The sequence below is a fragment of the Kitasatospora sp. NPDC001540 genome (genome assembly GCF_042894345.1).
GTDB classification, from domain to species: Bacteria; Actinomycetota; Actinomycetes; order Streptomycetales; family Streptomycetaceae; genus Kitasatospora; species Kitasatospora phosalacinea_C.
This window is the reverse complement of the sequence record NZ_JBIAVO010000074.1, coordinates 1-9,780: the sequence shown is the minus strand read 5'-3', so window position 1 is coordinate 9,780 and position 9,780 is coordinate 1. Positions and strand designations below refer to the sequence as shown.

General features: G+C 73.2%; 9 protein-coding genes and 1 pseudogene. 5 read left to right on the top strand and 5 right to left on the bottom strand.

Annotation, left to right across the window (positions count from 1 at the left end):
• Positions 1-145 precede the first annotated feature (145 nt).
• The gene (locus ACFY00_RS37750) at positions 146-487 is read left to right on the top strand and encodes a hypothetical protein (protein ID WP_388038699.1); all 342 of its coding nucleotides are present in this window, start codon (positions 146-148) and stop codon (positions 485-487) included.
• Positions 488-590: 103 nt separating this feature from the next.
• Here the strand turns inward: ACFY00_RS37750 and ACFY00_RS37745 are convergent, their stop codons facing one another.
• The 3 genes from ACFY00_RS37745 to ACFY00_RS37735 all read right to left on the bottom strand — a co-directional run bounded on the left by ACFY00_RS37745 (position 591) and on the right by ACFY00_RS37735 (position 4,240).
• Complete coding sequence (locus tag ACFY00_RS37745) at positions 591-1,520, bottom strand: hypothetical protein (RefSeq protein WP_388038696.1); 930 nt, start codon at positions 1,518-1,520, stop codon at positions 591-593.
• Positions 1,521-1,808: 288 nt separating this feature from the next.
• Positions 1,809-3,029: an acetyl-CoA C-acetyltransferase gene (locus ACFY00_RS37740; protein WP_388038693.1), complete on the bottom strand. Its 1,221-nt coding sequence runs from the start codon at positions 3,027-3,029 to the stop codon at positions 1,809-1,811.
• Positions 3,030-3,085: 56 nt separating this feature from the next.
• Positions 3,086-4,240 carry an SGNH/GDSL hydrolase family protein gene (locus ACFY00_RS37735; RefSeq protein ID WP_388038690.1) on the bottom strand — a complete coding sequence of 385 codons (1,155 nt, stop codon included), beginning with the start codon at positions 4,238-4,240 and terminating at the stop codon, positions 3,086-3,088.
• 243 nt (positions 4,241-4,483) lie between these two features.
• Between ACFY00_RS37735 and ACFY00_RS37730 the strand changes: the two genes are divergently transcribed.
• From ACFY00_RS37730 to ACFY00_RS37720, 3 genes are all read left to right on the top strand, one after another.
• Positions 4,484-5,884: a cystathionine beta-synthase gene (locus tag ACFY00_RS37730; protein ID WP_388038687.1), complete on the top strand. Its 1,401-nt coding sequence runs from the start codon at positions 4,484-4,486 to the stop codon at positions 5,882-5,884.
• Between the two features lie 473 nt (positions 5,885-6,357).
• A complete protein-coding gene (locus ACFY00_RS37725; protein ID WP_388038685.1) occupies positions 6,358-6,684 on the top strand; it encodes a hypothetical protein in 327 nt (108 codons plus the stop codon).
• Between the two features lie 124 nt (positions 6,685-6,808).
• The gene (locus ACFY00_RS37720) at positions 6,809-8,092 is read left to right on the top strand and encodes an Ig-like domain-containing protein (protein ID WP_388038682.1); all 1,284 of its coding nucleotides are present in this window, start codon (positions 6,809-6,811) and stop codon (positions 8,090-8,092) included.
• An 84-nt stretch (positions 8,093-8,176) separates the two neighbouring features.
• Here ACFY00_RS37720 and ACFY00_RS37715 read toward each other — a convergent pair whose 3' ends face one another.
• Positions 8,177-8,974: a hypothetical protein gene (locus tag ACFY00_RS37715; protein ID WP_388038679.1), complete on the bottom strand. Its 798-nt coding sequence runs from the start codon at positions 8,972-8,974 to the stop codon at positions 8,177-8,179.
• Here ACFY00_RS37715 and ACFY00_RS37710 point away from each other — a divergent pair.
• Positions 8,963-9,592 (top strand): hypothetical protein, encoded by a 630-nt coding sequence (locus ACFY00_RS37710; RefSeq protein ID WP_388038676.1) that lies wholly within the window; start codon positions 8,963-8,965, stop codon positions 9,590-9,592. The genes ACFY00_RS37715 and ACFY00_RS37710 overlap by 12 nt on opposite strands.
• 103 nt (positions 9,593-9,695) lie before the next feature.
• Here the strand turns inward: ACFY00_RS37710 and ACFY00_RS37705 are convergent.
• Positions 9,696-9,780 (bottom strand): annotated as a pseudogene (locus ACFY00_RS37705) (DNA-binding response regulator); the annotation flags it as partial.

Below are 9,780 nucleotides of genomic sequence, written 5' to 3'. Positions count from 1 at the left end.
GGGGGCCAAGACCTCCGCCCCCCCCCGCACCCCCCCCAGGCCCGCCCGCCCCACCCCCCCCCCCCCGTGTCGTTCCGGGGGGGCCCCCCGGTTAACCCCCCCCCCCCCCCCCGCCGCGTTCCCGGGAGGGCCTAGGCTCGGGGCCATGTCCGAGCAACTCCCCGCCGCCGCCGCGCGGCTGACCGCCGCCGTCGACCGGCTCGCCGACCGCTTCCGGGCGATGCCGCAGAGCCGCCTGCTGGGCGCCGTCCCCGGGCACCCGTCGCGGGCCGCCGCGGTGCTGGCGCTGGCCCGGCGGCTGGCGGACGCCGGGCGGGCCCTGGAGGGGCTGCCCGCGCTGGAGGTGCCGGACTGCGGGGCCTTCGCGGTGGGCGACCAACTCGCCGTCACCGGGCACGACCTGGCGCTCGCCGCGGGCGACGGGCACCCGGACGTGCTGGCCGCCGCGCTCGCCGACGTCGAGGCCACCGACCGGGCCACCGCCTGACGGGGCGTCAACCGGCCGGACGGGAACGGGGCGCCGAGCCGGCCCGGGCAACCCCTTGCCGGGCGGTCGGCGCCCCGTCGGTGCGGGCGCGGGCGGGCGGCCGTCAGATCGAGGCGACCACCCGGTCGGCGAGCACGTAGACGGTCTCGTCGTCGGTGGAGAAGGTCAGCGAGTACGAGCCGGAGAACCGGGACCCGCCGAGCAGCCGGACGTCCTCACCGGCCCGGACGGCGTCGATCAGCCGGTACGCGGCCTCCCGGTCGCCGGGCGCGACGCACAGCGTGGTGCCGTCGGCGAAGGCGTACACGTCCAGGGTGCCGAGCGGGCCGGGGCGGACGTCGGTCAGCGCGATCCGCTCCTCGGCGAGCGCGGCCAGCCGGTCGTCGGTCCACTCGCGGGACGGGGTCGGGCTGGGCACGAAGTCGGGGTGCGAGGGGTGGCGGCGCGGGTCGGGCGCGGCCGCGGGCTCGGTCTCGGCGTCCAGCAGTCCGGCCTCCAGGCCGGTGGCCAGCAGGTCGGCCTCCCGGCGGGCCTTCACGTCGCCGTTGTCGCCGGGGACGGGCAGGCCGCCGCCCTGCGCGGGGTGCCCCTGCGCGGGGTGCCCGGCCCGGGCGCCGCCGGTCGGGGTGCCGTCCGCCGGGTCGTCCTTGATCAGGTCCTCCAGCGCGTGGCGCAGTGCCTCGCCGAACTCCGGGTCCATCACGCCGTTGTTGTCGGCGGCGTCCTGCGGGCCGGTCGGGCGCGGGAAGAAGATCGGCCAGTCCTCGCCGATGGTGGTGAAGGGGGTGTCGAACAGCGGGGAGTCCTCGGCGGCGCGCGCCTCCTGCTCGGCCCAGAACGCCCGGGCCTCGGTGATCTCCCGCTCGCGGTCGGCGGCCAGCGCCTCCGCGACGGCGCGGCGTATCAGTGCCTCGTCCAGCTGCGGGGCGGGCTGCCGCTCGCCCAACTTCCGTGCCAGCGCGCGGAGGTGGAGCAGGACGGCGGTGGTCAGGGCGATCAGTACCAGCAGCAGGGGGAGGTAGACGGCGCTCACGGAACGTACTCCCAACGAGGAGCGGAACGGGGTTACGCCTCCACACTGCCGTATCGGCGGCCGTTACTGCAGTGGCTGATGTCGGATTTGTCTGTGACTTTCCTACTTGTCCTCAAATTGTTAGGTAATACCTTTCTACGCTGCGGAGTTGATCCAATCCAGTGCGTCGATCATTCGGTCCCGGAAGGACGAAAAACGGGCCGGATCACACCCTCGGTGTGATCCGGCCCTCAATCACGCAGCGTCACTCCGAATGGATGAGACGCACGCCACATCGGCCCGTCCGGGTCAGCTCAGGCGCTCGATCACCATCGCCATGCCCTGCCCGCCGCCCACGCACATGGTCTCCAGGCCGAACTGCTTGTCGTGCCACTGGAGGGAGTTGATCAGCGTGGTGGTGATCCGGGCGCCGGTCATGCCGAACGGGTGCCCGACCGCGATCGCGCCGCCGTTCACGTTCAGCCGGTCCAGGTCCACGCCGAGGTCCCGGTAGGACGGGATGACCTGGGCCGCGAACGCCTCGTTGATCTCCACCAGGTCGATGTCGCCGATCGACAGACCGGCCCGCCGCAGCGCCTGCTTCGAGGCCTCCACCGGGCCGTAGCCCATGATCTCCGGGGAGAGCGCGGAGACGCCGGTGGACACCACCCGGGCCAGCGGCGTGATGCCCAGCTCGCGCGCCTTGGTGTCCGACATGACCACCAGCGCGGCCGCGCCGTCGTTCAGCGGGCAGCAGTTACCAGCCGTAACGGTGCCGTCGGGGCGGAACACCGGCTTCAGTCCGGAGACCCCCTCCACCGTCACGCCCGCGCGCGGGCCGTCGTCCGCGCTCACCACCGTGCCGTCCGGCAGCGTCACCGGGGTGATCTCGCGCTGCCAGAAACCGGCCGCGATCGCCGCCTCCGCCAGGTTCTGCGAGCGCACGCCGAACTCGTCCTGCTCGGCCCGGGTGATCCCCTTCAGCGCCGCCAGGTTCTCCGCGGTCTGCCCCATCGCGATGTACGCGTCCGGCAGCAGGCCGTCCTCGCGCGGGTCGTGCCACTCGCCGCCACCGGTCTCGGCGCGGTGCTTGGTGCGCGCCTGCGCCTCGTCGAACAGCGGGTTCGTGGTGCCCGGCATGCCGTCCGAGGTGCCGTTGACCGAGCGGGAGACGGTCTCGACGCCCGCCGAGACGAAGACGTCGCCCTCGCCCGCCTTGATCGCGTGCAGCGCCATCCGGGTCGTCTGCAGGGAGGAGGAGCAGTAGCGGGTGATCGTCGCGCCCGGCAGGTAGTCCATGCCCATCTGGACGGCCACGATCCGGGCCAGGTTGTGGCCCTGCTCGCCGCCCGGCAGGCCGCAGCCCAGCATCAGGTCGTCGATCTGCCGCGGGTCCAGCTGCGGGACCTTCGCCAGCGCGGCGCCGATGACCTGCGCGGTCAGGTCGTCCGGGCGGAGGTCCTTCAGCGAACCCTTGAACGCCCGGCCGATCGGCGAACGGGCGGCGCTGACGATGACGGCTTCGGGCATGGCGGGCTCCTCGCTGAGTGACCTCGGGGTGCGATCCGGTGGATCTCCGGGGAAAGTTACCGCTTGGTAGCTCCGGCGTCATCCGCCTCCGGATGTGAGTTCGCCGACGTGATCGCCCGCAGGCCGCCGCCCGCCAGCTCCGCCGTGCCCGCCCCGGTCGGCGCCGCGCCCGGCGCCCCGGCCGGCGCGGCGCCCGGCTCCGCGTCCGCGCCGTGCGGGAGGGCCAGGCGGAAGCGCTGCTTCAGCGTCGCCCAGCGCCAGGTGCCGTTCGCCGGGCCCGCCGCCGTCACCTCCGTGCCCGAACGGCCCGCCGCGGCGGCGGCCGCCACCGCCACCGGCAGCACCGCCTGCGGCTCCACCGCGCCACCCGCCTCCGGCGACTCCTGCGGCCACAGCCCCAGCGCCGCGCACAACGAGGGCAGCAACGCCATCGACGCCGTCGCGTACCCCTGCGCCGACGGGTGGTAGCGGTCCGCGGCGAACAGCTCCGGGCGCGTCGCGAACTCCGGGCCCAGCAGCGAACCCAACGAGACCGTCCGCCCGCCCGCCTCCACCACCGCGATCGTCTGCGCCGCCGCGAGCTGCCGGCTCAACCGCCGCGCCACCCACCGCAGCGGCGGCCGCACCGGCTTGATCGTCCCCAGGTCGGGACACGTGCCCACCACCACGTGGCACCCCGTCGAGACCAGCGCGCCCACCGCCTCGCCCAGCTCCCGCACGCTGCGGGCCGCCGGGGCGTGCCGGGTCACGTCGTTCGCGCCGATCATCACCACCGCGACGTCGGGGCGGTGCGGCAGCGCCGACACCAGCGCCAGCTGCCGGGCCAGGTCCGAGGAGCGGGCCCCCGACTTCGCCACGTTCACCAACCGGACCCGGCGCTCCGCGACCGAGGCCAGCCCCGAGGCCAGCAGCGCGCCCGGCGTCTCCTGCGCCCGCTGCACCCCCAGGCCCGCCGCCGTCGAGTCGCCCAGGAACGCCAGCACCAGCGGCCGCCGCCGGTCCGCCGGATCGGTGAACCCCTCGCCGTACACGCCGTCCGCCCGCGGCGGATCGCCCTCCAGCACCCCGATCGCCCGGATCGCCATCCGGCTCTCCGTCAGCAGCACCCCCGCCAGCCCCACCCCCAGCAGCCCCAGTCCACCACCCCCGTACGCCGCCGCCGTGGCGATCCGCCGCGCCACCCGGGCCCTCGACGCCTGCGAGCCGGCCATCGGCCCCCCTCTCCACTCCGCACACCGGTACTCCCACTCGTACCCCCCGCGCACCCCGCCGTACCGGCTCGCCCGCCCAGAACCACCCACCCGCCGGACCCGGGGGGCGGGGGCGCCGCGTGCGGTGCTCCGCGGGCGGGAGGGCGGGGGGTTCCCGGCTCCGCCGTGGGGGTGTCGTGCCGGGTGGGGCCTAGGGTGGGGGTTTCGGGTAAATCAGTGATGCCACGGACCGGGAGGACCCCCGTGCGGTACCACAATTCGATCATCGAGCTGGTCGGCGACACCCCGTTGGTGAAGCTCAACAAGGTCGCCGAGGGAATCAGCGCCACCGTGCTGGCCAAGGTCGAGTACTTCAATCCGGGCGGTTCGGTGAAGGACCGGATCGCGATGCGGATGATCGAGGCGGCGGAGGCTTCCGGCGCGCTCAAGCCCGGTGGGACGATCGTCGAGCCCACCAGCGGCAACACCGGGGTGGGGCTGGCGATCGTGGCCCAGCAGAAGGGCTACAAGTGCATCTTCGTCTGCCCGGACAAGGTGTCGACGGACAAGATCAACACGTTGCGGGCGTACGGGGCCGAGGTGGTGGTCTGTCCGACCGCGGTCGCGCCCGAGCACCCGGACTCGTACTACAACGTCTCGGACCGGCTGGTCCGGGAGACCCCGAACGCGTGGAAGCCGGACCAGTACTCCAACCCGGAGAACCCGGCCTCGCACTACCACTCGACCGGCCCGGAGCTGTGGGCGCAGACCGAGGGGCGGATCACCCACTTCGTGGCGGGCGTCGGCACCGGCGGGACGATCTCCGGGACGGGCAACTACCTGAAGGAGGTCTCCGGCGGGAAGGTGCAGGTGATCGGGGCGGACCCGGAGGGGTCGGTGTACTCGGGCGGGACCGGGCGGCCGTACCTGGTGGAGGGCGTCGGCGAGGACTTCTGGCCGACCGCGTACGACCGGCAGGTCGCGGACCGGATCGTGGCGGTCTCGGACAAGGACTCGTTCCAGATGACCCGGCGGCTGGCCAAGGAGGAGGGCCTGCTGGTCGGCGGCTCCTGCGGGATGGCCGTGGTGGCGGCGCTGGAGGTGGCGCGCGAGCTGGGGCCGGACGACGTGGTGGTGGTGCTGCTGCCGGACGGCGGCCGCGGCTACCTGTCGAAGATCTTCAACGACGACTGGATGGCGGACTACGGCTTCCTGCCCGCCGCCACCGACGAGGCGCACATCGGCGAGGTGCTGGCCCGCAAGGACGCGATCGAGCACGAGGGCATCCCGCAGTTCGTGCACATGCACCCCAACGAGACGGTCGCCGAGGCGATCCGGGTGCTGCGGGACTTCGGGGTCTCGCAGATGCCGGTGGTCTCCCAGGGCGCCGGGCACCCGGACATCATGGCCGGCGAGGTGGTCGGCTCGGTGGTGGAGCGCGAGCTGCTGGAGGGCCTGTTCAACGGGCGGATCCAGCTGACCGACACCCTGGACAAGGTGATGTCGAAGCCGCTGCCGGTGGTGGGTTCGGGCGAGTCGGTGACCAACCTGATGGCGGTGCTGGAGAAGGCCGACGCGGTGGTGGTGCTGGTCGAGGGCAAGCCGCAGGGCATCGTGACCAGGCAGGACCTGCTGGCGTTCCTGACCGCCCGGGCCGGTCACTGACGGCTCCTCAGCGGCCCTTCCGCGCCGGGGGCGTGCGCCGTCCGGGTGAAAGGCGGCGGCCGGGACAGTTGGTACTCGGACGTCACAACTGCGCATCACCCGGTTAACACGGGCAGGGCATCTTTGAAGCACGGCAAGAAGCCGAGAGCGGTGACAACGGAGGAAGGGAGCGGCTCCCCAGCCTCCGGGGTCACCAAGGACACGACCGGTCGGCCCTGACCCGGCCCACCGTGTCCGGTCCGTGGGAGGCGCCGTCGTCCCGCCCCTGTTCATCAGGGTGCGGCGGTTCCCACGGCAGATATCGCGCCGCGAGGCGCGGCTCCGCGAGCTCCCGGGTGGGGGAGTCCGAGCGGAGGAGGCAGGGCCGGTCCGGGTTCGCCCGGGCCGGCCCTCCCTCGTGTCCGGACCCGGGGACCCGGCTCCGGGAGCGGCCGCTTTCCCGGAAGGGTGTGCGAGGGCCTAGGCTCGCTGTCATGACCAGCACCGACCTGCCCGAGCAGGACGCACCGCGCTACGTTCGCCTCACCATCGAGCTGATCGCCGAGATCACCGACGAGGGGGCCCTGAAGGCCGCCGCGCTCACCCAGGTCGCCGCGGACGAGTACCTGGAGGACGACGAGCGGACCCAGGCCGTCGAGGCGATCGAGGTGGACCCGACCGGTTCGCTCGCCCACTTCGTCGACCCGGTCTCGCTGCTCGGCGACATCCCCGGGGTGGAGCTCGCCTCCGCGACCTGGGAGTCCGCCGGCACCGAGTACGACCCCGACGACGAGAGCTGGGACGAGTACGAGGTGCAGTGACGCCCCCTCCCGCCCCCCGCGAGCCCGGTCCGGTACCCCCGGACCGGGCTTTTGTCCGTTCTGCGGGTCACTTGGGTACTCTCGTACGATCTGCACATAAATGAGTGATCTTGGGACGAGGAGCGTGGACGTGACCGCAGCGGAGAAGCAGGACCGGCCGCGCGGCGGCGACTGGAGCCGGCGCGGCGTGCTCTCCGGGCTGCTGGGCGCTCCCGTGCTGCTGCTCGCGGCCTGCTCGGGCGACGGCGGCGGGAAGCCCGCCGCCACGGGCGGCTCCGGCTCGGCCCCGGCCGGGGGCGAGGCCTCCGCCAGCCCGTCCACCAGCCCCAAGGCCTCGGTCGCGCAGATCACCGTCACGCCCGCCGACGGCACCACCGCCGCGCCGTTCACCCAGCCGGTCACCGTCACCGTGCAGGACGGCACCCTGGTCTCGGTGACCGTCACCGACGGCACCGGGAAGGCGATAGCCGGACAGCTCTCCGCCGACAAGGCCAGCTGGACCTCCACCGCCAAGCTCTCCAGCGGCACCCAGTACACCGTCGCCGCCTCCGCCGTGGACGGCGACCAGCGGCCGGCCGACGCCAACGCGAGCTTCTCCACCGCCTCCCCGGCCAACACCTTCGTCGGCTACTTCACCCCCGAGGACGGCACCACCGTCGGCGTCGGCATGCCGGTGTCGATCAACTTCAACAAGGCGATCACCGACCGCAAGGCCGTCCAGCAGGCGATCACCGTGGTCGCCGACCCGCCGGTGGAGGTCGTCGGCCACTGGTTCGACTCCACCCGGCTCGACTTCCGCCCGCGGGAGTACTGGGCGAAGGGCACCAAGGTCACCCTCAAGCTGCGGCTCAAGGACGTGGCCGGGGCCAAGGGCGTGTACGGGACGCAGTCCAAGGACGTCACCTTCACCGTCGGCCGCAGCCAGGTCTCCACCGCCGACCTGACCGCCGACACCCTGACGGTCCGCACCGACGGCGAGGTCACCGCGACCTACCCGGTGATCGGCGGCGCGCCCGACCACCGCACCTGGGGCGGCAAGCTGGTGATCTCGGAGAAGTACCAGCAGACCCGGATGAACTCCAGCACGGTCGGCCTGGGCAGCGAGTACGACATCCCGGACGTGCCGCACGCCCAGCGGCTGACCACCTCGGGCACCTTCATCCACGGCAACTACTGGTCGCCCGCCTCGCAGTTCGGCAACGACAACACCAGCCACGGCTGCATCGCGCTGCAGGACGTGCAGGGCGGCAACGACCCGAGCACCGACGCGGCGAAGTTCTACGCGAGCTCGATGATCGGCGACGTGGTCGAGGTGATCAACTCCGGCGACCGGACGGTCAGTCCGGCCAACGGCCTGAACGGCTGGAACATGAGCTGGTCGGACTGGGTCGCCGGGAGCGCCGTCTGACGCGCCCTCAGGCGCCGGGCCGCGCGGCGGACACGCGCCGGATACGGTTCGGGCACGGAGGTGGGGGGCTTCCTGGGAGTGTCCTCAACGGATGGTAAAAATATTTGCGTGCGGGGGGACGCGTCGTTGTGCTGAGCTTGCCTCCGCGGCAGGGCCGACCGGGCCCGAACCGTCTCCAGTAGCAGGAGCCAAGCCATCAACACCGTCATCCGTCGCTCCGTCCGCGCAGGGATAGCCGTCGCCGCCGGGGCGGCCCTCCTCGGCGGCGGTCTCGTCGCCTGCAGCACCGTCAAGCAGCTCGACGCCGGCGAGAAGCTCAGCGGCGCGTTCGACAAGCTCGGTGACTCCCGGACGATCCGGGTCGACCTCTCGCTCGACGCCAGCTCCGCCGACCTGGTCGCCTTCGGCGAGGCGGTCGACTCGCCGATCGAGAAGAAGGAGGCCGACCTCCTCTCCGACCTGTCGATCTCCGTCGCGGTCAGCTACGACAAGCCGCTCAAGGACCTCAAGGGCTTCAACTCCGGCTGCAGCGCCGCGGGCGAGGCCGGAGGCGGCACCGAGGGCGCCGCGGTCGGCTACGCGCTGAACAGCAAGAAGAACGGCAAGAACTACGCCGACGTCCGCATCGTCGGCGACAAGGCGTACGTCAAGGCCGACGTCCGCGGCATCGCCGAACTGGCCGGCGAGGACCCGGGCGAGATCGACCGGAACCTGGAGGACCTCCCGGCCGAGGCCGCCCCGCTCAAGGACCTGGTCAACGGCAAGTGGGTCTCGGTCGGCCTGGACGACTTCAAGGAGCTGTCCGGGCAGATGTCGGGCGCCGGACCCGGCGCGGGGGCCAACGCGGGCGCGCCCGGGCTCGACCCGTCCGTGCTGCAGCACTTCTGCGACTCGGTGAAGGGCGCGCTCTCCGACAACGTCACGCTGAAGGACCTCGGCAAGACCGGCGACACCGACGTGATCCGGGTGTCCGCGCCCGCCCGTCCGCTGGTCAAGAGCCTGTACAAGTCGTTCACCAAGGTCGCCGAGGACCTCCCCGGCTACTCGGAGCGGAACTTCCCCGGCGACCGGGCGCTCGACGGCGTGCCGAACCGGAACTTCCACGCCGACGTGCAGCTCAAGGACGGCCGGGCCCAGGCGATCACCTTCGACCTGGCCCAGTTCGCGGACCAGGACGACTGGGCCACCCACCTCCCGCTGCGGATCGGCATCTCCGGCGGGGGCGAGGCCGTCACCGCCCCGACCGGCGCCGTCGACCTCGGCCTGGACAAGCTCCAGGACATGCTGGCCGCGATGGACGGGGGCAGCGGCTTCGAGGACGACACCGACTTCTCCACCGACGGCTTCGGCACCTACCCCTCCGCCCCGGCGCTGCCGCTGACCGAGTCCGAGTACACCCAGCTGGCAGCCCTCGGCATCGACCGGAAGACCGCCCAGGAGCTCAACCGGGAGGGCCTGGGCTTCGCCCAGATCAAGGCCCTGGGCCCCGAGCCCACCTGACCCGGCACCACCGCGGGAACGCGGGGGGGGGGGGGGGGGGGGGGGGGGGGGGGCGGGGGCCGCCGCGGGGGGGGGGGGGGGGGGGGGGGGGGGGGGGGGGCGGGGCGCGGCGGAGCAGGCCGCGCAGGCGGACCACGACCTCCTCCAGGCTGAACGGCTTGGTGACGTAGTCGTCGCCGCCCGCGCTG

Excerpts from the sequence above, each read along its gene's own strand:
- ACFY00_RS37750 (WP_388038699.1), top strand. The coding sequence starts at position 146 with ATGTCCGAGCAACTCCCCGCCGCCGCCGCGCGGCTGACCGCCGCCGTC.
- ACFY00_RS37740 (WP_388038693.1), bottom strand. The coding sequence starts at position 3,029 with ATGCCCGAAGCCGTCATCGTCAGCGCCGCCCGTTCGCCGATCGGCCGG.
- ACFY00_RS37735 (WP_388038690.1), bottom strand. The coding sequence starts at position 4,240 with ATGGCCGGCTCGCAGGCGTCGAGGGCCCGGGTGGCGCGGCGGATCGCC.
- ACFY00_RS37725 (WP_388038685.1), top strand. The coding sequence starts at position 6,358 with ATGACCAGCACCGACCTGCCCGAGCAGGACGCACCGCGCTACGTTCGC.